The sequence below is a fragment of the Pseudomonas sp. D2002 genome, assembly GCF_013385735.1.
In the GTDB taxonomy this organism is placed as follows: Bacteria; Pseudomonadota; Gammaproteobacteria; order Pseudomonadales; family Pseudomonadaceae; genus Aquipseudomonas.
This window is the reverse complement of record NZ_JACAPL010000011.1, coordinates 69,986-93,135: the sequence shown is the minus strand read 5'-3', so window position 1 is coordinate 93,135 and position 23,150 is coordinate 69,986. Positions and strand designations below refer to the sequence as shown.

Here is a 23,150-nt window from a genome sequence, read left to right as displayed (position 1 = left end):
GCGTGCATCCTGCTGCCCTTTTTATGCGCCCGGAACTTGGATTCCGCGCCGGAGTTCGTCCTGATGAAAGCCACTTTGAATGCACTAAGCGTATTGACCGGCGGCCTGGGCATTGCCCTGAGCCCCTTGGCCTCGGCTGATTTCCTGAGCGACAGCACAGCCAACTTGAACATGCGCAACTTCTACTTCAATAACGACAACCGCGACGGCACTGCCGCACCGTCGAAGACCGAAGAGTGGGGCCAGGCGTTTATCCTCAACTACCAATCGGGTTTCACCGATGGCACCGTCGGTTTTGGTCTGGATGCCGTCGGCATGCTCGGCGTGACCCTCGACAGCGGGGCCGGCCGCCATGTGGGCAGCTCGATGATCCCCAACGATGACGGCAAGGCCGCCGACAGCTGGGCGCGCGGTGGCGCGACGGCCAAAGCGCGTTTTGCCAAGACCGAGCTGCGCTACGGTTACTTGCGCCCGAACCTGCCGATCCTGGTCAGCAACGATGGCCGCCTGTTGCCGCAATCCTTCGAAGGCGGGCAGATCACCAGCAAAGACATCGACAACCTGACCCTGATCGGCGGCCAGTTGCAACACACCACCGGCCGTGGCTCCAGCGACCGCAGCGGCCTGGCGGCGGCGGGCGGCACTCAAGAGAGCAATAAATTCAACTATGCAGGTTTGGATTACCAAGTGAACAAGGACCTGCTGGTCCAGTATTACTACGCCAACCTCGAAGACTATTACCAACAGCACTTTGCCGGTTTGATCCATGTATTGCCGTTGGGTGACTACGGCTCATTGAAAACCGACCTGCGTTACTTCAATACCACTTCCGACGGCAAGAACAGCAGCGCCGCCGGGCGTGCCGAAGGCTATAAGTTCAGCGGCTATACCAAGAACGGCAACGGCGAAATCGACAACAACACCTGGAGCGCCGCGTTCATTTACTCGTTGGGCCCGCATGCGATCACGGCGGGCTATCAGCAAGTCTCCGACGACAGCAACTTCGCCCAACTCAACCAGGGCGGCCTGGTCAACAAAGGCGAGGGCGGCTCCAGCCTGTACCTCTACACCGACCGCACCGTGCAGACCTTCATCCAGGCCGGCGAGCGCACCGCGTTTGCGCAATACGCCTACGACTTCGTCGCGCTGGGCCTGCCCGGCCTGAAGGCGTCGGTGATGTACTTGAAAGGCGACCACATCCTCACCACCGCCGGCAACACTGCCAGCGAGTGGGAGCGGGACATCTCCCTGGATTACGTGGTGCAAAGCGGCACATTCAAAAACGTCGGGTTCGGCTGGCGTAACGGTGTGTCGCGCAGTGAAGTGGCGCGGGACCAGGATCAGAATCGGGTGTTTGTGAGTTATTCGATTCCGTTGCTGTAGTAGGGTTTATGTACATGAGACAAATCGGGAGATTATAACTCCATGGATTAAAAGATGTGAGTGGGCGTTTACCCTGGACTTATACAGGTCAAGGGTAAACGATTGCTACGGTCTAATTAGTCGGGTGAGGAGAGTTGTTTGATTGCATAGGAGACAGCTCCTTCATTAAAATTCTTAAGCGTATATTTTTTTAGTGGTGGGGAGTCGCTGATATTTTTATTCAGTTCCTTTTGGACCGAGCGCCAAAAAGATAGCTCTTTGGATAGATAATGGCTAATAGGTTTTGCTTCCGGAAACCTGCTGTTTTCGTACCGAACATAAATAATAGTTGCCAGCTCTTTAATGAAAAAGTTTTTGGAACTTGAAATTGCGCAGGCAAACGATATGAAGCTAACCGTCTCCAGGATCGGCTTGGTGTGGTAATCCTTATTAAATATTTTTGTAAGGGTCTCGATGTCGACTTTTTTTATACTGGTTAATATCAGCTCTGATAGCAGGGCTAAAGATTTTTTGTTGTTGTATTTTTGTTGGTTTTTGTATTCCTTATTTGCTTTGTCTGTGACTATTTTTCTGAGCGAGATAAAGCGTGGGTCTTCTTCGCTAAGGTACCTGAAACCGGTGCCGTTGTATGAGAACCTTTCATTGAGCTCCTCCTTGTTCCATAGTTCATTGCAGCCAATCAGGTTGACCTTTTTCTTGACAGTTGCTTCAAGTTTTTCCAGGTTTATATTGCTCAAGCCGTTCTGATTGAAGTGGATGGCTAAACCAATCATGTGCAGGTACACAGCTGGGCTGTCTTTAATATCTTCGTCCAAGGAGCGCTCTAGCCCTTCACGCAGCTGAACAAAAACGTCGTCTTCCAGTTCTTCGAAACTTAGTAGCTTGACCCAGTCAGGTTGCTGGTCCTCCACTTTTTCCACAAAGAAAGCTAGCTTTGACGTGACGGTATTGATGTCGTCAAAATTTCCGTTAAAAAATACATCGGCCCAGAGTTCGGCGCTATATATCTGAGTATTAAGCTCTTTGAAGTATTTTTTGTGAATGTCTCTTGCGGCGCCTTCGGCTCCGGAGCCAAGAGAGAATGGTATGTTTTTTCGTAAGCTGGCTTCATCAAGCATGCCGCTTTTGATTTCGATGTTTAACGAAAAAAAAGTCCACACAAGCAAATCACAAAAGGTTGAGTGTGTTAGGTATTCTTCGTTGATGTGGCTTGAAAAATATTCGAAGTCAAGTATTGATTGTTTGAAATTTCGAAGATTTTTTGAATCGGACAATAGATAGATGTCTTTGATTTTTTCTTTTGAGTTTAGTAAGGGTTTGCATTTTGAAGCCTGGAGAAAGCTGCTGATTATTTCATCGTGGTCATGTTTGACTTGAAAGGTTTTACCAATGACTTTTTCTTTAAATTTTACGTAGGTTTTCTTTTCGTCGTTGTCGAGTATTGTTTTTTCATTGGCGATGAGTATGACGTGAATTTTTAACGTTTCAACGAGATGATTTATATAGCCGAGCAATTCTTTCTGAGGGATGCCGGTCCTCTCTATGTCATCGAGACATATGACGAGCTGTTTAGTTTTCTTAGAATGATCGGTGAGGGCGCCAAAAAAATCGAGTTTATCAAATTTAACATTGCCGCTTGAATCGTCTTTGTTGTTATTATTGAGGTCAAATTTGAATCCAAAACTGAGAGCGCCCTTAAGGATGTTTCCCACCAGTTTGGCAGAATCAGACCCTAGGACAGGGTGGAGTTCCTGAAATATTTTTGAATCTATATCTGAAGTGCTATTTAAGCCGAAAAGGCTTATTTTGATTATTTTGTTTTCCTCGTTTTTAAAGGTTTTTATGTAAGAGTCTATAAAGTGAGTTTTTCCGGATCCCCATTCGCCGGAAATCAGGAAAGCGTATTCAGTGCTCTCTTGATTTAAATAAAAGTTGATGTTGTCGATGATAGGTTGGTTGATATTCTTTTTTTCTGACGCTGCATTTTGTGGCTCGACTGATTGTAAGCTTTCATTGGTTTCGTCTTTTTGTTCGGTGTTTGATGTTTGAAGGCTTTGTTCTTTCACGATTTTTGGCTTCCTTGCGTCCAAAACTAATCCCTTTCTATAATGCCGAAGTCGGCGGGCTGCTAGTAAAAAGACATATTATAGTTTCGGGGCTGCCGACGTATACTCAAATTATGGCGTTCTTGTTTTTGCTGAAGTTTGATCTTCACCCTTAGGAGGGCTTCTATACCGTGGTGCTTTCAAGCCACCTGGTTGCTGTCAGCACTCTTGGCCTCAGCATCTGCCTATTCGCGTTTGAACGGAGCGAGCGCATCGCGGCCCGAAGGTTGCGCGATTCCCATAACAATACTGACCCATATACTTGACGGCGCGACTGGAGGTCTCATTTCAGTAGCTGCTCCACCAAGGCCTTGCCGATTCGCTGTCCTCGCGTGCGGGTGCGATGTATATCCGAAGTAGCCGAGCTACCCCCGGACCGGCGAAGGTCTCGCGGGAGACCCCGCCGATGCCAATCAACTCGCCGTTACGGAATACGTCCAAAAGGCATTCACCGGGCTGATCAAACCGATTCGTATAGTTTTCCCATTCGCTGATCAGCCGCGTCATGAACCTGAACCCTTCGGCGACAGCCTGCGTTTCCAGCGCGCGGAGCTGCACAGGGAGTTCTTCCAGTTTGCGTATCGAAAAGTCTTCACTGGGTTGGGCAACTCTTTTCATGTCGGCTTATTTACCTGTGGCGAGGGAGCTTGCTCCCGTTGGGCTGCGAAGCGGCCCCATGTGGCTAGATCGATTTTGGCTGTCTCACCGCGGTGTCTGGTTTTGGGGCCGCTGTGCAGCCCAACGGGAGCAAGCTCCCTCGCCACAAGGGGTTTGGGTGGGTCTTACGCCACGCGGTTTCTGCCTGCGCCCTTGGCTTCATACAATTGCATGTCCGCCCGCTTGAGCAGCGCCAGCGAATCACGGTCCGTAGGCTGCGCGATACTCACCCCAATACTCACTGTCACCTGGCCCACTGTCGGAAACTGTGCGGTCGCCACGGCCGCACGGATTTTCTCGGCGACCACGTCGGGGCTGTCGGGTTCTTCGACTTCCGGCAGCAATACCGCAAATTCTTCACCGCCGTAACGCGCGACAAAGTCGGTGGCGCGGGTGGTGCTTTCGATCAGCGCCGCCAGTTGGCACAGCACGTCGTCGCCGACGGCGTGGCCAAACGTGTCGTTGACGCGTTTGAAGTAGTCGGCGTCGATCAGCAGTAAGGCGAAGGCACGTCCGGTGCGCTGGAACAGCAGGCTGTTCTCGGCAAGTTTTTCGTCGAAGCGGCGGCGGTTGAAGACGCCGGTGAGGGCGTCGTGGGTGGCCAGTTTCAGCAGGTCGGCATTTGCCTGGGTGAGGTCGGCGGTGCGTTGGGCGACGGTGGCTTCCAGGGACGCGTTGGCGTCTTGCAGCTCGCGCTCTTTGCTGAGCAGTGACTGGGTCATGCTGCTGATGGATTGGCCCAGTTGCGCGATTTCCAGCACCGAATGCTCTTGGGGGAAGACGGCGCCGGGCTTCTGGTCTTGCACTTGCTTGGCCGACCTGGCCAGGCGTTCGATGGGCCGGCTCAGGCTCGACGCCAGGTAGTACGCCACCAGCCCGAACACGATGGCGGCGAGCACGCCGAGCATCAGCAATTTGTAGAGCAGCACCCGCGCTGGTTGCAGCGCGATGTCCAGCGGTTGGCGCACCACGATGTACCAGGACAGGTTGGCGTTCGAGGGGCTTGGCACGGCCACCGATGCGCTGACGTAACCGTTGCCGCTGGTCCAGCCCGACGGTGCGCGCAGGCTGGCGGGCGGCATTTGTTCCCCGGCCAGTATCTCGGGGTAAAGCACCTTGCCGTCGAAGTCGATGATCAGGGCTTCAATGTTGGACGTGGCGTCCTTTTGCATCACTGCCGAATCGACGATTTGCGTCACCCAACTCCAGTGCGCATGGGCACCGAGTACGCCAATCGTCTCGCCTTTGGCATTGCGAATCGGCGCGGCAAAGTCGATAAACCGCAACGGCTCGCCATTCGCCGCGCCCGGTAGCAGCTTGGCGAGCAACACGGCTTCGTGGGGATCGCCGGTGTATTCGCCGCGCATGCCTGCCTGGAACCAGGGCCGTTGTTGCACCGATTGATTCACCAGCAAGCCGTTGACCGCCTGGCGCACGCGGCCCTCGGCATCGGCCACGCCCATCCACGCGTACTCGGCGCGTGACTGGGTGCGCAGTTCCATCAGGGTCATGATTTCCGGCGCGTCCAGGTCGCCCTTGCGCAGCACCGGTGCCTTGCTCAGCAGCGACACTTCCAGTTGGCGCTCGCGCAACTGAACGGCCAATAGCGCGGCTGTCGAGCGCGCCGTGCCGAGCAGCGAATTGCCGCTGGCCTGCTTCATCTGCTCGGTGGCGATATGCCCGACATAAAAGCCTACGATCAACAGGGTGAGCAGTGATAAACCGGCAAACCATAAGGTCAGGTGACTGCGCAGGCTGGCTGTGATCATGGGGGCTCATTTGAGTGTTTATTTTGGCCCATGGTATGCGCAATGGATGGGGAACAGCCAGCGGCAGGCCAGCAAGGCGCAACCACAAACGTACAAGATTCAACGCCAACCGCCTCAGTAGACTCGCCTGACTTCTTCTACTGCAGGTTCTCCATGGACATTTTCCTCTACGCCTTCAGCGTCATGTACAGCCCGGGTCCCGTGAATTTAATGGGGCTTAACGCTGGCCTCACTGGCAAGTTCCGTCGCTCCAGCGGGTTCTACTTCGGCGTGGGCTGCGCGATGCTGCTGATGTTCGTGCTGTTCGGCTACACCGGCGAGGCGATTATTTCCCAGGCGGCGCTGCCGTATATCTCACTGGTCGGCGGTATTTACACGCTGTACCTGGCCTACCAAGTGTTCACGGCCCGCACGGTGGTTGAAGACGCTTCAAGCGCGCCCGCCAAGGCCCTCACGTTCTGGAATGGCCTGGTGATTCAGTTGCTCAACCCAAAGGGCATCGTCGCGGTGTTGCCGATTACCAGTGTGATGTTGCCGGCGGCGCATATTACCGGGGCGTCCATCGCCGGAGTGTCGGCGTTGCTCGGGCTCGGCGCGGTCGGTGCGCCTTGGGTCTATGCCTTGCTGGGCGCGGTGCTGGGACGGCGGATCAACGGGGCGACGGCGTTTACTGTGTTCAACCGCTGCATGGGTTTGGCGCTGGCTGGCTGTGCGTATTTCATGCTTCACGCGTTCTATCTGCACATCACCGGCGCTTAGGTAAAGGGTGTGGGGCAGTATGTACCCCGAAACCAGGCGCCCGCGTTCTCTGCCACTCTGCGGCGCCTGTATTGGGGCTGCTTTGCAGCCCAGCGCGGGGCAAGCCCGCTCGCCACGAAATGCTTAATCAGCCACCTCAGGCGAGCCGGTCAAACCCCTTCAAGCGATACAGCAACACCGACGCCGCCCAACTGGCGATAAAGATCCCGATGATGATGTAGCCCAGCATCCCGAAACTGTCGTTCAGGCTGCCGATAAAGCCCCAGAAACTTCCCTTGAGTTCCAGCTGATCCGCGATCAGCCCCAAGGCTTCGATGCTGCCGATGATCACGGCCACTACCACCGACACCAAGGTGATGCTCATGTTGTAGTAGATCTTGCGGATCGGCTTCATGTACGCCCAGCCGTAAGCGCCGAGCATCAGGTGGCCGTCCAGCGTGTCCACCAGCGACATGCCGGCGCTGAACAGCAGCGGGAACACCATGATCGACCACGGCGACAAGCCCTGCGCCGCTTGCGTGGCGGAAATGCCCAGCAGGGCGATTTCGGTGGCGGTATCAAACCCCAGGCCGAACAGAAACCCCAACGGGTATAAGTGCCAACTGCGGCTGATCAGGCGAAACAGCGGGCGAAAGATGCGCGCCATAAAACCGCGATCAGCCAGCAGCAGGTCGAAATCCTCGTCGACGTAGGCGCCGCCCTGGCGCACGTGGCGCCAGGCTTTGTAGATTGAACGCAGGATCACCAGGTTCATCAGCGCGATCACCAGCAGAAACAGCGCCGACACCGACGTGCCAATCACACCGCCGACGGCCTTGAACGCCTCGAAATGCTCCTTCAGAGTAGCGGCGGTAAAGGCCACGGCAATCGAGGCCAGCACCACCACCGACGAATGCCCCAGGGAGAAAAAGAACCCCACGGCCACCGGCCGCTTTTTCTCCTGCATCAGCTTGCGGGTGGCGTTGTCGATGGCGGCGATATGGTCGGCGTCCACTGCGTGGCGCAGGCCGAAACTGTAGGCGAGCAGGGCGGTACTGAGTAACACCGGATGCTCATGAAACGCCACCAGCGCCCAGAGCCAGGCGCCGACGTTAATGGCGATCAAGAGGCCATAAATGCCAAACAGCTTGCTGCGCACTTGGTTGTTGGAATCACTGAAAACCTGGGCAAGACGGTGGATCATCAGGTAAACCCTATGTGCGGTGGCGCGACCGCTCCGACGCGGGAGCGGCTCCAGAGGGGAAACTTAATGGATTCTTATGGCGTCAATGATGAAATTTGCAGGGCTTTCTCTGCGCAAAAGAGGGCGGTAAGGATGACGAGCATGAACGGGCAACCGGCCGAGGCGGTGATTGAATTCTGGAAGCAGGCGGGGCCCAAGCGCTGGTTTGCCAAGGACGACGCCTTCGACGCGGCGTTTCGTGACACATTCCACACCACGCACATGCAGGCTGCGCGGCGCGAGCTGGAAGGTTGGCTGGATACTGCGCACGGCGCGCTGGCCTTGCTGATTTTGCTGGATCAGTACCCGCGCAACGCCTTTCGCGGCACCGCGCATATGTTTGCCACCGACCCGCTGGCGCGCCTGTACGCGCAGCGCATGGTCGACGCCGGGCTGGACCAGTTGATCGAACCCGAGCTGCGCGCATTCTGTTATCTGCCGTTTGAACACTCGGAAGATCCGGCCGATCAACAGCGCTCGTTGGCCCTCAATCAGCACCTGGATGCCAACACCTACCACTGGGCCAAGGAGCATGCCGCGATCATCGAGCGGTTTGGGCGCTTCCCGCATCGCAATGAGGTGTTGGCCCGCGTAACCACTGAACAAGAGCGTGAGTTTCTGGATAAAGGCGGTTTTGCCGGCTAAGCCTGCGCCAGGCTTTCCCTGGCGCGGGCCGGGCGAAAACGCCGCAGGCCCTTGAGGTCGACCGCCCAGCGCAACGCTTCGGTGGCCGACGGGCGCGGGCCTTGGGTGATCGCGTGTTCATCTGTGGTGAGTGCACCCAGGTAGCCTTGGGCACCGCCGCGCTCGCTCCAGTAGTGGGTGTGGCTGAGCCATGAACGTGCGAGCCAGCCTTTGCCCTTGCCCACGGTCACCGGCAAATCCAGCACGCCTGCGCCCATCACCGGCTTGACCGGGCCGCCGACGATGTCGCCGAACAGGCCAAACGGCGCCGGGAAGTACAGGTTGGTCCAGCGCGTCACCGCAAACGCCGCCGCGTGGTGCAGGTAGTACGGCGTGAACGGCTGTTGGCCGAGCATCACTGGCTGGCGCGCATTGTAGCCGTAGCCTTTTTCGTCCTCGGTCGGCGGGCAGGCCGGGGCTTCGCGGCGTTCCATGCGCTTTTTGAAGTCACTCACGCTGCGTCCCAGCAACAGGCTGGCGTGGGCCATCGGGCTGCCGACGGTGACCAGATCAGTGATGCGCCATGGGTTGCCCAGGCCGCGCTGTTCGATAAAGGCTTCGGCCTGCTGCTCGCGAAACTTCAAGGTGCTGCCGAGGCTGCCGTCCAGCGCTGCGCCGGCCTTAGGCAGTGTGTCTTTGATCACCGGTTGCAACGCTTCGTGATCGGCATAGCGGCTGGCCAGTTCGCGATTGCTGGGGATGACCTTGGTCAGTTGATCGTGGTGTTCGTGCCAGAGGTAGCCGACGATATCGTAGGCAATCACACTGCCCAGGCTGTGGCCGACCACGATGATGCGGTCGTAGTCGCCCTTATTGTGCAGCGCGCGCAGCAAGGCCACGCCGTCGGCGCGAATCTGCTCACGCACCACCACGTTCTGCGGGTTGGGGCTGAGGTAACGCGCGGCGTCGCCCAGGTAGGACAGTGCGGAATAGCGCAGCCCCAGGCCGATGGCGGCCAGCAGCAGCGGCACCAGTGCGAAAGGGTTGTCGGTGTGTTCGAACTGGCCCCAGGCGGTCGCGAGGGTGCCGCTGGCAATCAGCACCAACAGCAGCATCACGGCCCAGCGCGTGGTGCGCCAGATCGGCACGATAGCCTCCGGGATGTCGTGACGGGGGCGCTTGAAAATGTCCCAGAGCCAACCGAGCAAGTGGCCGACTTTTGTGCCTTGCATCTTGTGCGCCCAGTAGTACTCGTAGAAATCCGTGCTGGTGCGGCCTGACGACTTCAATACGCGCAGGTCAAAATTGCGCGACAACCTGTCCGGCTTGCTCCAATACAGGGGGCTGCCGCCTTGTGTGTCGGCGGCAATCATTGCATCCACAAAGCCATGCAGGGTGTCCATCGGGCGCTGCTCGCCGATCCCGTGAATGACGACAACTGCTTGTTTCATAAGCTGATCTTTCCTTGAACGCTTCTAATGGCGGGGCGTGTTCGCAGACTAGCGAATCGCTACGATATTGCCACTATCGGGGCTATTCCCGCCAGGAATGGCCCCATAAAAAACCGCCATTGTCTTTATTGCCGTGCATCTCGTAGCGTGGGTTTTCACCCAAGGAGACCCGCCATGCCCCCGAGCCCGTTACGCCTCTATGTGGATGCCCAGTTCACCAGCCCCTACGCCATGTCCGTGTTCGTGACCCTGCGTGAGAAAGGCCTGGCGTTCGACACGCTCACCCTCGACCTGGACGCCGCACACAACCAGGCCACCGACTACGCCCAACTGTCCCTGACCCAGCGCGTGCCGACGTTGGTGGAGGGCGACTTTGCACTGTCGGAATCTTCGGCGATCTGCGAATACCTGGACGAGGTGTATCCCCAGACAGCGGTCTACCCGAAAGACCCAAAGCAGCGGGCGAGGGCGCGCCAGGTGCAGGCGTGGTTGCGCAGCGATTTGCTGCCGATTCGCCAGGAGCGCTCGACGCTGGTGGTGTTCTACGGCCAGAAGATGCCGCCGTTGTCTTCTGCGGCCGAAGTGGCGGCGGGCAAGTTGATCGCTGCGGCGCAGGCGTTGCTGGCGGGCGAGCCGGACTACCTGTTCGGTGAATGGTCGATTGCCGACGTGGACCTGGCGGTGATGCTCAATCGCTTGATCCTCAACGGTGACAGCGTACCGGCCGAGTTGGTCGCCTATGCCCGGCGTCAGTGGCAGCGGCCGTCCGTGCAGGCGTGGGTCAACCTGCAACGCCCGGCGTTGTAAGCCGACCATTCATCTTCTGCTTAAGGTGACGCGCTTGACAGCCGTCACTCGGCGGGCAAATACTCGGCGCATATTCATATATATGACTAAATAACAAAGTGAATGTGCCCCATGAATACGCTGTCCAGTGATGCCCGCCTGCCGCTTTATCAACGCCTGCGCGACCACTTGGTTGAGCAGATCGCCAACAATCGCTGGCGCCCCGGTGAAGCCATCCCGACTGAAGCGGTGCTGTCCGCCGAGTACGAACTGTCCACCGGCACCGTGCGCAAGGCGGTGGATGCGCTGGTGAGCGAAGGCATTCTTGAGCGTCAGCAGGGCCGCGGTACGTTTGTGCGCCGGCCGCAATTCCAGTCCTCGTTGTTCCGTTTTTTTCGCTTTCAGGGCCCCTCTGGCGAACGGCAGGTGCCGGAGAGCCGCATCCTTTCGATTGAATCCCTGGCCGCGCCCTCGGCGGTGAGTGAAGCATTGGGCCTGGCGCCCGACGCCCAGGTGATTCGTATCGTGCGTACACGGTTGCTGGAGGTGCAGCCGCTGCTGGCCGAAGAAATCTGGCTGCCGCGCACGCGTTTCCAGGCCTTGCTCGACATCGACCTGGCGCAGCAAGGGCCGTTGCTTTATCCGATTTATGAAAGTGTTTGCGGGCAAGTGGTGGCCTCCGCCGAGGAGACCCTCACCGCCGAAGCCGTCAACGATGTGTACGCACGCCTGCTGCAGGTGCCGGTGCACAGCCCGGTGGTGGTGATTGAACGGCTGGCCCGCGATTACGCCGGGCAACCGCTGGAGTGGCGACGCTCGCGTGGGCATGCCGAACATTTCCGTTACCGCGTGGATATTCGCTGACGCGCGGGCGGGCTACGGCTCGCCCCACATTCCTAATGTTTGCCACCCCTGGCTCGGCTGCGGCGCGGTTCGCGTTCGGCTGCCTTGCGTTTGACCTATAAGGATAAGAAATCATGTTCAGTTGGTATCGCCAAGTCACTCCTCGCGAGCGCAAAACGTTTTGGGCCTGCTTCGGCGGCTGGTCACTCGACGCACTGGAAGTGCAAATGTTCGGCCTGGCGATTCCGGCACTGATTGCCGCGTTTGCCTTGACCAAGGGCGATGCGGGGTTGATCAGCGGTGTCACGCTGATCACCTCGGCCATCGGCGGCTGGGTCGGCGGCACGCTGTCCGACCGCTACGGCCGCGTGCGCACCTTGCAATGGATGATTGTGTGGTTTTCGTTCTTCACGTTTTTGTCGGCGTTTGTTACCGGCTTCAACCAGTTGCTGATCGTCAAGGCGCTGCAGGGCTTCGGCATCGGCGGTGAGTGGGCGGCGGGCGCGGTGTTGATGGCCGAAACCATCAACCCGAAGTATCGCGGCAAGGTCATGGGCACGGTGCAAAGCGCCTGGGCCGTGGGCTGGGGCGTGGCGGTCGGGGTGTTTGCGCTGATCTATTCGTTTGTGCCCCAGGACATGGCCTGGCGAGTGATGTTCGTGGTCGGCTTGTTGCCGGCATTCCTGATCATCTGGGTGCGGCGCAATGTCGAGGAGCCTGACAGCTTCCAGCGCCTGCAAAAAGAACAGGCGATCCCGCAGAGCTTCTTCAAGTCCCTGGCCGGCATTTTTCGCCCTGACTTGATCCGCGTCACGCTGTTCGGCGGCTTGCTCGGCCTGGGCGCCCACGGCGGCTACCACGCGGTGATGACCTGGCTGCCGACCTTTCTCAAGACCGAGCGCAACCTGTCGGTGCTTAATTCCGGTGGCTACCTGGCGGTGATCATCTTCGCGTTCTGGTGTGGCTGCGTAGTCAGTGGTTTGCTAATCGACCGCATTGGCCGACGCAAGAATATCGTGCTGTTTGCGCTGTGCTGCGTGGTCACCGTGCAGGCCTATGTGTTCCTGCCGCTGACCAATACCCAGATGCTCTTCCTCGGTTTCCCGCTGGGCTTTTTCGCGGCGGGTATTCCCGCCAGCCTGGGGGCGCTGTTCAACGAGTTGTACCCGGCAGACGTACGCGGTGCCGGCGTGGGTTTTTGCTACAACTTCGGGCGCGTGTTGTCCGCCGTGTTCCCGTTTCTGGTGGGGCATATGAGTGACTCGATGTCCCTGGGCTCGGCGATTGGCATTGATGCCGGGATTGCCTACGGCGTCGCGGTGATTGCCGCCTTGTGCCTGCCGGAAACCCGTGGCCGTGTCCTCGAAGCCGCGCCTGCCGACTGTGCCCCGGTTGGCCAGCGTGCCCAGGCTTGAACTTCTTTTTTGGTGAACGATAAAACCATGCTTGATAACCGCACCCTCACCGGCATCGACGCCCACGCCCATGTGTTCAGCCACATGCTGACCCTCGCCGGCGGGCGCCGCTACACGCCGGGTTACGACGCCACACTGGCGGATTACCTCGAACATCTGCACGCCAATGGTTTGAGCCATGGTGTCTTGGTGCAGCCGAGTTTTCTCGGCACTGACAACCGCTATCTGCTGGGTGCTTTGCAGCAGGCGCCTGACCGGTTGCGCGGGGTAGTGGTTGTCGACCGGCAGGTCGCGCCCGAGACCCTGCAGGCCATGGCTCGCCAGGGTGTGGTCGGGGTGCGGTTGAACCTGGTGGGGCAGCCGCTGCCGGACTTCGCCGAGCCGGGCTGGGCGGTGTTTTTCCAGCGGTTAGTCGAGCTGGGTTGGCATGTGGAGCTGCACCGCGAGCTGGACGACCTGCCGCACCTGGTGCGTCAGTTGTTGCCATTCGGGGTCAAGCTGGTGATTGATCACTTCGGGCGCCCGGACGCGCGGCGCGGCGTTGATCAGCCCGCGTTCGGCGAATTGCTGGCGTTGGGCGCAAGCGGGCAGGTTTGGCTGAAGGTCTCGGGCATCTACCGCTTGGCCGGCGCCCCAGAGCAAAACCTCGAGTTTGCCCGTGCGGCCATGCCCTTGCTGGCGCAGAGCTTTGGCCTTGAGCGCCTGGTGTGGGGCAGTGACTGGCCGCATACCCAGCACGAAAACCGTATCAGCTATGCCAGTGTGGTGGAGCAACGCCAGGCGCTGGGTTTTTCGACGTCGGTGCAGCAGGCTTTGCTGATCGACACGCCCAGCCGGTTATTCGGCTTCGAGCACGTGTAGCGAAGCCTGTTCCACACGACGGTCGAGGTCTTCCCAATCTGCCATTCCGAGAACCCGCGTGGTGTTCAAGCCGCGCAGGTAACCGCGCAATTGCTGGGCGCTGGCGTAGCGCTGGTCGGCATCGGCGGCTGCGTCCTGCAGCACGTTTTCATAGTCGACCAGGTAATCGGCGACCCGCTCGCGAAACTCCGGCAAAACGGCTTCGCGGATGCGGTCGAAGATTTTCTGGTGGGGCTTCATGGCAAGGTCCTTATCGTTTTATAGAGATCGCGATTCCCGACACTATCGGTTCAAATGATAGTCACCATCAAGGATCACAAGTTCTGTTTTTGTGCCAAAGGCGGACAATCCCCCCATCGAGACGCTGTTCAAGGAAATGCGCGATGAGGACGATAATCCAACTGGGTTTAATGATGCTGATGCTCGGCACTGCGGTGCTGGCTAACCCGGCAATTGCTGATGATCTGCGTACGGGCCATTTGCTGCCACTCGTCGGTAGCGTAGACTCCCTGCAGCACGTGCAGTCGGTGGGTGTGTTGTACAGCGAAAACACCCGCGACAACCTCAGTTACCTTGAACGCTACCACGCCATGGCCATGAACGGCGCCAAGGATGCCCTTGACGGGCGCATCCGCGAGGCGTTCGTCAACAGTTCCGACCCGGAGCTGGCGATTGATTGGCTGATGAATTCATTGCAGGGCACTTTTCGTATCGTCACGGTCTATAGCAGCCTGGATGAACTGGTGCAGGCTCACCCCGATGTGGTGGTGATGCTCGATACCCATAACCAACTGCTGACCCAGCGTAACGACGTGGTCGAGGCGCGCTTTGTTGCACGGTTCTATGATGCGGACCTGCAATACATCGCCAAGGCCGAAGGTTCGGTGCACAAACAGGTGCCGTCGGTATGGGCGCACGACAAAGCGGCCCCGGAAATTGCCGCGCAGATTGAACAGCAACGTGATGTGCAGCTTGATGCGTTGAAGCAGTTCGACGCATCGCTCAAGGCCCTGGTCCGCGCCGGATGATGTGCGGATCGATGTGAACCCTATTGGTTATTTTCAGGAATGTTTATGCGCTCTTTTTTCGTCCCGGCCCTGGCTTTTGCTTCTTTGTTGTTGACCGGTTGTATCACTGCTCCCAACGCTCCGACCTTGACGCTGCAAACCGACAAGTCGCCCGAAAGCTACGTGCAATGCGTACTGCCCAAGCTTGAAAAACACGGCATTTCCTCGACTGTGACGCAGAACTCGCGTCACGCCAAGGTGGTGTTGACCAGCAAGATTGCCGCCGATGACGTGCTGGAGGCCTACAAGTCCCAGGACGGCACCAAAGTCTTCCTGTACGAGCGCAAGCCGCTGGCCTCGGCGATCAAGCCGTCGCGGCTGGAAATGTCGGCGCAGGATTGCAAGTAATCCAAGACCACACACAACTCTTCTGTGGGAGCTGGCTTGTGTGGCGAGGGAGCTTGCTCCCGTTGGGGTGCGCAGCGCCCCTGCTTTTTTGGGGGCGCTGCGCACCCCACCGCAAGCAAGCTTGCTCGCCACACAAGCTTGCTCCCACATTGTTCTATGGGTGCGGCCTAGGGCTTCGCTTCGCTGCTGAAGCTGTTCACGGTCTTGACCAGCCCTTGAGCCGCCAACGCCACCAACTCACCGCCTTTTTCCACCGTCGCCAGGGCCGGGTCCGACCCCATGCGCCCGTCGGGGAAGCGTGCGCGGAAGTCCAGCGCTTCGCGAATTGGCCCGGTGTTGGCAATTTGGGGTGAATACTCGGCGGACTTGATCGAATCCGCGTACGCCCACTGCGTCACTGCAATTTCCGACGGCGTGGCATGGCTGCCGTGGCCGACCGGGAATTGGCGTTGAGCCAGGTCGGTGACGCCTTCCAGATCCCACCAGTTCACCAGCTTCAGCGCGAAACCGGCCGGGCGGCGGGCGAAGCTGGCCTCGGCGTACAGCTCGGAGAATGCCGCCTCAATGGTGGCGATATTGCCGCCGTGGCCGTTCAGAAACAGGATCTTGTCGAAACCATGCCCGGCCAGCGAACGCACCCAGTCGCCAATCGCGGCAATAAAGGTGGAAGGGCGCAGCGAAATGGTGCCGGGAAAACCCAAATGATGCTGGGCCATGCCGATATTGAAGGTCGGGCCGATCAGGATGTCGGCGTTCTTCTGCGCCTCATGGGCAATGATCTCCGGGCACATCCAGTCAGTGCCCAGCAGGCCGGTGGGGCCGTGTTGCTCGTTGGAGCCGATGGGAATCACCACCGTGCGGCTGCGTTCCAGAAACTGCCCGATCTCGATCCAGGTGGAGTGGTGTAGAAGCATGCGACGCTCTCTTTTATCTGTGGGGACAGGCTAACCACCACGGATTGTACGACTACTCGCCACCTGTTGGGGCTTGCAATTGAGATAGGTTGAGGACTTCAACCAGTGCTGGTCGGGGTACCAGGAAAACATGAACTGCCCATCCTTGAGCTTGTCCACCACCTGGCGCGCCACCTGCGGGCGTACGGCCGGGCAACCCTGGCTGCGGCCGATGCGGCCTTCGCGCTTGCTCCATAAGGGGCTTACGTAGTCGGCGGCGTGAATGACCAGTGCGCGGTCGCGGGCCTGATCATTGAAACCCGGCTCCAGGCCGTCCATGCGCAACGAGTAGCCGTGGGTGCCCAGGTAGCTTTCCTGGGTGCGGAACAAGCCCAGGCTGGACTGGTGGCTGCCTTCACGATTGGAAAATTGGGTGGCGAAGTTTTCCCCGGATTTTGCCCCGTGGGCCACCAGGTCGCGCAGCACCAAAGTCTTTTTGCGTAGGTCAAAGATCCACAGCCGACGAGCGGTCGAAGGTTGGGAGTAGTCAATAACCGCCAGGCGTTCTGAGCGTTCCTCGCCATTATTGACCGCGCACTGCACGGCGTTCAGGGCGCTTTTCAGCACGGTGGGATTGAGTTCTGGAGCCGAGCGCGCCAGGCTGCTATACAAGTTAGGAGTATTCCCATTGGCGGCGAGCGCAAAATTGCTCAGCGCGGCCAGGGTGACGGTGATCAAACCGAAGCGGCACATGAAAGTCAGCATCTACAAAACGTCCCCCGCTGTGGATTGGAGCCAGTCAATTGTTCAAAAAACACGCATGTTACTTGAGCATTTGCCTGCTCGTTGCACCACTGGTCGCGACAGCCGATGAGCTGCCCGTGGGCGCCGTGCCGGTTATTTCAGCCAGCCCGCTGCAACAGGCCCTTGGGCAGTTGCCCAGCGTTTGCCCCAGCCTCGCCCCGCACATCGACGCCGCAGCCCAATCGCGCCTGCAAGCGTTCTACCAGCAGCAGGGTGATGTGCCGCTGTGGTCCGCCGATGATCGCCGCCAAGCCCTGAACACCCAGTTGCTGATGCTCGCCGACGACGGCCTGGACCCCACCCACTATAGCCTGCCTGCGGCGGACGCCACGGCCAACGTGCTGTGCAGCGATATCGACGTCAGCCGCCAGTACCTGCAAGCCCTGCAGGATTTGCATTACGGGCGCTTGCAGCAATCGCGCTTTGAACCGTTGTGGCATTCCCAGCCGCCGACCCGCGACCCGAATACCGAGGTGCTGGCCTTCGCCGCCAGCGGCTTGCAAAACATGGCCCAAGCCTTCGACCAGGCGCGCCCCAGCGCCGACCTTTACCGCAGTTTGCGCAATGCCTATGCCACCGTGCGCCTGCAACCGTTGCCGCATTGGGACCCGGTCGCCACTGGCCCGTTGCTGCGCCCCGGCATGGAAGACCCACGCGTGCCGGAGCTGGCGCAACGCTTATACCGTGGCGGCTACCTGGCCAAGGCGCCCACCGGCAATGGCAAGCAATACCGTGACGAACTGGTCAAGGCAGTCAAAGCCTTCCAGCTCAGCCATTCGTTGCAGGCCGACGGCGTGATCGGCGCAGGCACCGTGGCCGAGCTGAATATCAGCCCGGCGATGCGCCGCGACCAACTGCGCATCAACCTTGAGCGGTTCCGCTGGCTGGCTCAGGACCTGGAGCCTGAAGGTGTGCTGGTCAACGTCGCCGCTGCGCAATTGAGCGTTTACCAGAGCGGCATCCCCGTGTGGCAAACCCGCCTGCAAGTCGGGCGCGCCGAACGCCAGACGCCGCTGCTGAAGTCGCGTATCACCCGGCTGACCCTGAACCCGACCTGGACCATCCCGCCGACCATCATGCGCGAGGACAAACTCCCGGCGATCCGCCTCAACCCCGAGTATTTGCGCCAGCAAAACCTGCAAGTGCTCGACCCCGAAGGCCGCCCGCTGGCGCCTGAGCAGATCGACTGGGCGCGCCCCGGCAATATTCTCCTGCGCCAGGACGCCGGCCCGCGCAACCCGCTGGGTAAAATCGTGATGCGCTTCCCCAACCCTTACTCGGTGTACCTGCATGACACGCCCAGCCAGCCGCTGTTTACCAAAGGCCCGCGCGCGTTCAGCTCCGGGTGTGTGCGGGTTGAGCAACCGTTGCTGCTGCGCGACCTGCTGGTGACCCCGGCCGAACGCACGCGCACCGACGAGTTGCTGGCCACCGGCGTGACCCATGAATTCCGGCTGGCGACGCCGGTGCCGGTGTTGCTGGGCTATTGGACAGTGGAAGTCGATCGCCAGGGCGGGCTGGTGTACGCGCCGGACATTTACGGGCGCGACCCGGTGTTGATGAAGGCGATGGGGGCGGTGCTTTAGGGGGTGGGCTTGCCACAGGTTAGATGTGCGTCAGGATCAACGCGACCGCCTGATCTACCGTCACACTCGCAGTATCAACCGTCAGCGGCACCTCATCCCACACCTCATATTCATGCGCCGTCACCGACTGCCAACTCGGCGGAACCAGGCCAGGAATATCACCTGCGCGACTTTCAACCCGGCGCCGATGCTCCTGCCGATCCGAACAGACCACCTGTATATCCAGCAACTCAACCCCCGCCGTCGTAGCCACTGCCTGCCACGCCGCGCGGCTTTCCTTGACCGGGTTCACGCAATCGGCGACGACTTTGTGGCCCAGGCGCAAATTGCTCAGCGCCAACGCATTCGCCACGCCATAGCCGCTGGCCCCCACATCCCCGGCCAATACGCCAGAACCGCGCAGCGCTTGTTCGATCACATCGATACGCAGGTAAACCGCGCCGGCCTGGCGCGCCACCTCGCGGGCAAGCGTGGTTTTGCCGGTGCCGGGCAGGCCGCTGAACACAATGAGCATGGTCAATCCTTTGCAAAGGGCAGTGCGGCCAGTCTAGCGGCGCTTACTTTAAATAGCAGGCACTGATCCAGTCGGCCGGGTGCGCGGCCAATTGCGTGGCCACGGGCAAATACCGCTTGTCCAACTGCGCCGCCAGCCAGAACAACGCCGCACTGCTCCTGGGTTGCCAGGTGCCGCTGTAACCGGCTTCGCCCACGCCAGCGCGATCTTTGTCGAATTGCACATGGGTGTGCACGAACTCCTGATGGCTGCGTTGCCCAGTGGCATAGGGCACCAGCCAATCAAGGGCAGCGGCCAGGGACGCGCCGTTCGCGCGCAGGCTCAGCCAGTCGCCGCCGACCCCGTAAGGCTTGGCCGCCAGCGCGGCTTGCACCAGCGGTTCGAGGTCATAGACCACGTAATGCAGGGCGTCGCGGTCCTGGAAGTCGATCACCGAACCGTCCGGCAGTACGTTATCGGCGATCTGCTGTTTAAACAGCTGATGGGCCTGCTCAAGCATCGCATGGTCACCCAGCGCGGCGGCCGCGACCGTGACCAATTTCACGCGATGACTCTGCCAGTTATTGGTCTGGGTACCTTTTTTCTGCCCGTGAAACTGCTCGATGCGCGCGATGTAGCCGTTGCCCAGGCTGCTGATCAAGCGGCGGCTGGCCTCGCGGGTCGCCGGTTGCAGGCTGTCGGCGGTGAGCGCATAGGCGTTGATCAGCATGTCGAGGTTGGTTTCGTCGATCGGGTTGAAGTCCGGCTGGTACACCTCGGCCCACGCCGCCAGGTAGTCGTCGACTTGTTTGAGATAACGCGGGTCATGGCTCAACCGCCACGCCAGGGCGGCCTGGCGCATCACCGGCCAATCCTTTTCGGCGGCGATACTTTGCTCGCGGATACCCTGGTGAGGCAGGGTGCCTTCGGTGTGCAGATGGGGCAGGGGCTGAGGCACGTCGGCCAAATGCCGTTGCGCGGCAGTTAGCAGTGCCTGGGATGTCGGGTTCGACAAGGCCGGCTGGCATAGGCTCGGTGCTTGCGCGGCGGCGACGGCCGTGTGGCAAAACGTGGCGAGCAATGTGGTAAAAACGAAGGCGGTTTTTTTCATCGAGGGCTCTGCAGGACGAGAACGCGCCCACGCTAACATGTGGTCGAATCGGCTTGGATGAAACTCCCGTATGCTGGATCTCCACTCATTTTGCCCCCAGGACCGCCCATGACCTTGCCGTTCGTGAAGATGCATGCCCATGGCGACGATTTCATCATCATCGACCGCCGTGGCCAGGACGACCCGATCACCGCGCAGATCGCCCGCCGCCTGGGCAACCGCCACACTGGCATCGGCTTCAACCAACTGGCCGTGGTACTTGACTGCGACGACGCCGCTGCACGCATCAAATTCTGGAACCCCAACGGCACGCCGCTGCAGACCTGCGGCAGCGCCACCCGGGGCGTGGCCGACCGCCTGATGCATGAAACCGGCAGCGATTCGATTGTGTTGCGCACCGAGCGCGGCTTGCTGACCTGTGTGCGCGCGGCCGCGCAGCAGGTGTCGGTTGATATGGGCGCGCCATCGCTGGATTGGGCGTCCGTACCCTTGGCCGAAGTGATGGACACCCGCAGCTTGCCTATCGACGGCAACCCGGCCGCGTGCAGCATGGGCAATCCGCACTGCACTTTTTTTGTCGAGGATATTGCCGCCGTCGATGTGGCAGCCGTGGGGCCGGCACTCGAAAACCACCCGCTGTTCCCGGCCAGGACCAATGTGCACTTCGTGCAGGTGCTGAACCGCAACCACATCCGCTTGCGCATCTGGGAGCGCGGCGGCGGTGTGCCGTTGGGCTCCGGTTCATGCTGTTGCGGCGCGGTGGTCAACGGCATTCGGCGCGGCCTGTTGGACGACACCGTGCAGGTGCAGTGCGACGGCGGCACGGTCACGGTGCAATGGGACGGGCAGGGCGGTGTGGTGTTGACCGGCAGCGTTGAGCCGGTCATGCAGGGCGCAGCGTATGTGTTCTAAAATTTCACCGTAAACGTCGTACCGCCGGTGGCGCAGGAACTGACTGCCACATCGCCGCCGTGCACTCTGGCCAGCTCACGCACGATGTACAGGCCCAAGCCCACGCTGCGCACCTCGCTGCCCTGGTCGGTGCCACGGGTCATGGGCTCGAACAGGTCGGCCAGCAATGCCTCTGGAATCACCGCGCCGTAGTTGTGAACCGACACCTCGCAGCCTTTCTCGCCGAGCCTGGAGGTCACGCTGATCGGCTGGCGCAAGTCGCCGTACGCGACGCTGTTGGCCACCAGGTTGCCGATGATCTGCTGCACGCGGTCGGCATCCAGGCAGGCATTGCCCTGGCCTTCGGCGTGATGCTCCAGCGTGGCCTTGGGGAACGCCACGCGCAGTTCATCCACGGCGTGCGCGATAACCGCATGCAAGTCCAACGGTGCGGCCTTGATGGAAATACCGTGGCCGACCCGGGCCTGGGTGAAGTCCAGCAAGTCGGCGATCATGCGGTGGGCGCGCTCGGAGGACTGGGCGATATGGCCCAATAACTGATGCTCTTTGGCCGTACGCTCGCCACGGTTGAGAAAGTCGGACGCCATACGGATCGCGGTAAGAGGGTTCTTCAAATCGTGACTGACGATCGCCACCATCTGCTCGGCAAACAGCGCACGGCGCTGGGCAATCGCGTAAGCCTCGCTCAACTCGGCCTGCGCTTGCTGCAGTGCAATTTCGGTGGCGGTTCTTTCCTGCAACAGGGCTTCGGCCAGGTGGCGTGCGTTGAGCAACTCGCGTTCGTACTTGTCACGGTCGGTGGTGCCGAACAAGGCCAGGTCGTACACCGCCGCGTCAGCCTGCTCGCGCTTGTTGCCATTGAGCAGCACAGTCACTTTGTGCCCGTCGTGGTGCAGCATGTCGAGTTTTACTTCGGTGACACTGCCGCGCAGGCGCAGCATCGGCGCCAGGTGGGTCTGGTGGAAAATCCGCCCACCCATGGTCAACAAGTCCTGGAAGCGGCGCCCGCACAACTCGGCGCGGCTGAACCCCAGCCATTCGCTGAAGCGCGCATTGGCCTGCAGGATCGTGCCGTCTTCAGCGGTGACGGCCAGGGCGCAGGCGGCGTTGTCGAACAACTCAGCCGACATCGGCAATCGCCCACGGCGCCAGGAAGTCTTCCATGGCCGCCGCGCAGGCCTTTGGCGCGCTCATGTGCGGGCAATGGCCGACGTTGTCCACCAAGCAGTAAGTGCTGTTGGGCAGCACGCGGTGCAGGTATTCACCCACGGCGACCGGGGCGATCAGGTCATCGCTCGATTGCAGGATCAGCACCGGCGTGGCCAGGCCGACCACGTCCTGGCGGTTGTCCGACATAAACGTCACCCGCGCAAACTGCTTGGCGATGTCGGGCTCGGTGCGGCAAAAACTGTCGCTCAGTTCGTCGCTCAAGGCCGGTTGCCCCGGCGCGCCCATGATCTTCGGGGCCATCGCACTGGACCAGCCGAGGTAGTTGCTGTCGAGGGTGTCGAGCAGGTCGGCGATGTCGCTGCGCTGGAAACCACCGACGTAATCGGCGTCATTAATGTAGCGCGGCGAAGGGCCGATCATCACGTGCGCGGCGATGCGCGCAGGCGCCAGGCGGTCGGCGAGGGTGGCGATCATCGCACTGACCGAATGGCTGACCAGGATCACCGGCCCCGTTGCATAGGCGTCGACAATCTCGTTCAAATCCTGGGCATAGCCAGCCAGTGTGGCGTATTTGGTTTTGTCGAACGCACTGAGGTCCGACAGGCCGGCCCCGACCAAGTCGTACATCACCACGCGGAAGCGGTCGACGAATGCCGGCGCCAGGTAATTCCACATGGCCTGGTTGCAGCCGAACCCGTGGGAGAACACCAGGGTCGCCATGCCATTGCCCGTCACACTGACGTTGTTGCGGTGCTTCAGGTTCATGGCGTTCTCGTGCATGGCTTTTTGCTATGTGGGTATGGGCGCAGTTTAGATAGTCGCAGGCGTGGGGTCACGCGTTATACGTCGATAAGGTAAAGTCGGCGCCTTCAGGAAGAAACGTCAGGTACG

The 23,150-nt window shown here is 59.9% G+C and carries 23 protein-coding genes; 11 read left to right on the top strand and 12 right to left on the bottom strand.

Annotation, left to right across the window (positions count from 1 at the left end):
- Positions 1-63: 63 nt before the first annotated feature.
- The gene (locus HX783_RS21660; protein WP_177018173.1) at positions 64-1,383 is read left to right on the top strand and encodes an OprD family porin; all 1,320 of its coding nucleotides are present in this window, start codon (positions 64-66) and stop codon (positions 1,381-1,383) included.
- Between the two features lie 116 nt (positions 1,384-1,499).
- On the opposite strand, the gene HX783_RS21655 is transcribed toward HX783_RS21660, so the two are convergent.
- The 3 genes from HX783_RS21655 to HX783_RS21645 all read right to left on the bottom strand — a co-directional run bounded on the left by HX783_RS21655 (position 1,500) and on the right by HX783_RS21645 (position 5,914).
- Positions 1,500-3,449 (bottom strand): P-loop NTPase fold protein, encoded by a 1,950-nt coding sequence (locus HX783_RS21655; RefSeq protein WP_177018172.1) that lies wholly within the window; start codon positions 3,447-3,449, stop codon positions 1,500-1,502.
- A gap of 327 nt (positions 3,450-3,776) precedes the next feature.
- Positions 3,777-4,106, bottom strand: a complete 330-nt coding sequence (locus HX783_RS21650) for a hypothetical protein (RefSeq protein WP_177018171.1) — start codon at positions 4,104-4,106, stop codon at positions 3,777-3,779.
- A gap of 164 nt (positions 4,107-4,270) precedes the next feature.
- Positions 4,271-5,914 carry a sensor domain-containing diguanylate cyclase gene (locus tag HX783_RS21645; RefSeq protein WP_177018170.1) on the bottom strand — a complete coding sequence of 548 codons (1,644 nt, stop codon included), beginning with the start codon at positions 5,912-5,914 and terminating at the stop codon, positions 4,271-4,273.
- Between the two features lie 153 nt (positions 5,915-6,067).
- Here HX783_RS21645 and HX783_RS21640 point away from each other — a divergent pair, with 153 nt between their 5' ends.
- On the top strand, positions 6,068-6,673 hold the full coding sequence (locus HX783_RS21640; RefSeq protein ID WP_177018169.1) for a LysE family translocator: 606 nt from the start codon (positions 6,068-6,070) through the stop codon (positions 6,671-6,673).
- A gap of 136 nt (positions 6,674-6,809) precedes the next feature.
- Here HX783_RS21640 and HX783_RS21635 read toward each other — a convergent pair whose 3' ends face one another.
- A complete protein-coding gene (locus HX783_RS21635) occupies positions 6,810-7,856 on the bottom strand; it encodes a HoxN/HupN/NixA family nickel/cobalt transporter (RefSeq protein WP_177018168.1) in 1,047 nt (348 codons plus the stop codon).
- Between the two features lie 141 nt (positions 7,857-7,997).
- Between HX783_RS21635 and HX783_RS21630 the strand changes: the two genes are divergently transcribed.
- Positions 7,998-8,540: a DUF924 family protein gene (locus HX783_RS21630; protein ID WP_371317700.1), complete on the top strand. Its 543-nt coding sequence runs from the start codon at positions 7,998-8,000 to the stop codon at positions 8,538-8,540.
- Here the strand turns inward: HX783_RS21630 and HX783_RS21625 are convergent.
- Complete coding sequence (locus HX783_RS21625) at positions 8,537-9,970, bottom strand: hypothetical protein (RefSeq protein WP_177018166.1); 1,434 nt, start codon at positions 9,968-9,970, stop codon at positions 8,537-8,539. The two genes, HX783_RS21630 and HX783_RS21625, sit on opposite strands and share 4 nt — an antisense overlap.
- A 174-nt stretch (positions 9,971-10,144) precedes the next feature.
- On the opposite strand from HX783_RS21625, the gene yfcF reads away from it, so the two are divergent.
- From yfcF to HX783_RS21605, 4 genes are all read left to right on the top strand, one after another.
- Positions 10,145-10,777: a glutathione transferase gene (gene yfcF, locus HX783_RS21620; RefSeq protein WP_177018165.1), complete on the top strand. Its 633-nt coding sequence runs from the start codon at positions 10,145-10,147 to the stop codon at positions 10,775-10,777.
- 111 nt (positions 10,778-10,888) lie between these two features.
- Positions 10,889-11,620, top strand: coding sequence for a GntR family transcriptional regulator (locus tag HX783_RS21615; RefSeq protein ID WP_159957198.1), 732 nt, complete (start codon positions 10,889-10,891; stop codon positions 11,618-11,620).
- Between the two features lie 113 nt (positions 11,621-11,733).
- Positions 11,734-13,014, top strand: a complete 1,281-nt coding sequence (locus HX783_RS21610; protein WP_177018164.1) for an MFS transporter — start codon at positions 11,734-11,736, stop codon at positions 13,012-13,014.
- Positions 13,015-13,041: 27 nt separating this feature from the next.
- The gene (locus tag HX783_RS21605) at positions 13,042-13,875 is read left to right on the top strand and encodes an amidohydrolase (RefSeq protein WP_177018163.1); all 834 of its coding nucleotides are present in this window, start codon (positions 13,042-13,044) and stop codon (positions 13,873-13,875) included.
- On the opposite strand, the gene HX783_RS21600 is transcribed toward HX783_RS21605, so the two are convergent.
- Positions 13,852-14,115 (bottom strand): hypothetical protein, encoded by a 264-nt coding sequence (locus tag HX783_RS21600; RefSeq protein WP_159957194.1) that lies wholly within the window; start codon positions 14,113-14,115, stop codon positions 13,852-13,854. The two genes, HX783_RS21605 and HX783_RS21600, sit on opposite strands and share 24 nt — an antisense overlap.
- A 143-nt stretch (positions 14,116-14,258) precedes the next feature.
- Between HX783_RS21600 and HX783_RS21595 the strand changes: the two genes are divergently transcribed.
- Complete coding sequence (locus HX783_RS21595) at positions 14,259-14,903, top strand: ATPase (RefSeq protein WP_177018162.1); 645 nt, start codon at positions 14,259-14,261, stop codon at positions 14,901-14,903.
- Between the two features lie 45 nt (positions 14,904-14,948).
- Positions 14,949-15,290, top strand: coding sequence for a hypothetical protein (locus HX783_RS21590; protein WP_159957190.1), 342 nt, complete (start codon positions 14,949-14,951; stop codon positions 15,288-15,290).
- A 167-nt stretch (positions 15,291-15,457) separates the two neighbouring features.
- Here HX783_RS21590 and HX783_RS21585 read toward each other — a convergent pair whose 3' ends face one another.
- Positions 15,458-16,204, bottom strand: coding sequence for a creatininase family protein (locus HX783_RS21585; RefSeq protein WP_159957188.1), 747 nt, complete (start codon positions 16,202-16,204; stop codon positions 15,458-15,460).
- A 30-nt stretch (positions 16,205-16,234) separates the two neighbouring features.
- Complete coding sequence (locus tag HX783_RS21580; RefSeq protein ID WP_159957186.1) at positions 16,235-16,948, bottom strand: murein L,D-transpeptidase catalytic domain family protein; 714 nt, start codon at positions 16,946-16,948, stop codon at positions 16,235-16,237.
- 38 nt (positions 16,949-16,986) lie between these two features.
- Between HX783_RS21580 and HX783_RS21575 the strand changes: the two genes are divergently transcribed.
- On the top strand, positions 16,987-18,573 hold the full coding sequence (locus HX783_RS21575) for a murein L,D-transpeptidase (protein ID WP_177018161.1): 1,587 nt from the start codon (positions 16,987-16,989) through the stop codon (positions 18,571-18,573).
- A gap of 19 nt (positions 18,574-18,592) precedes the next feature.
- Here HX783_RS21575 and HX783_RS21570 read toward each other — a convergent pair whose 3' ends face one another.
- Entirely contained in the window at positions 18,593-19,087 is a 495-nt protein-coding gene (locus tag HX783_RS21570; protein ID WP_177018160.1) for an AAA family ATPase, read from the bottom strand.
- Positions 19,088-19,130: 43 nt separating this feature from the next.
- Entirely contained in the window at positions 19,131-20,177 is a 1,047-nt protein-coding gene (locus HX783_RS21565) for an alginate lyase family protein (RefSeq protein ID WP_177018159.1), read from the bottom strand.
- A gap of 108 nt (positions 20,178-20,285) precedes the next feature.
- On the opposite strand from HX783_RS21565, the gene dapF reads away from it, so the two are divergent.
- Entirely contained in the window at positions 20,286-21,089 is an 804-nt protein-coding gene (dapF, locus tag HX783_RS21560; protein WP_177018158.1) for a diaminopimelate epimerase, read from the top strand.
- On the opposite strand, the gene HX783_RS21555 is transcribed toward dapF, so the two are convergent.
- Together HX783_RS21555 and HX783_RS21550 are read right to left on the bottom strand one after the other, a co-directional pair.
- Positions 21,086-22,219: a PAS domain-containing sensor histidine kinase gene (locus tag HX783_RS21555; RefSeq protein WP_177018157.1), complete on the bottom strand. Its 1,134-nt coding sequence runs from the start codon at positions 22,217-22,219 to the stop codon at positions 21,086-21,088. The genes dapF and HX783_RS21555 overlap by 4 nt on opposite strands.
- Positions 22,209-23,024, bottom strand: a complete 816-nt coding sequence (locus tag HX783_RS21550) for an alpha/beta fold hydrolase (protein WP_177018156.1) — start codon at positions 23,022-23,024, stop codon at positions 22,209-22,211. Before HX783_RS21550 ends, HX783_RS21555 begins: the two co-directional genes overlap by 11 nt.
- Between the last annotated feature and the right edge of the window lie 126 nt (positions 23,025-23,150).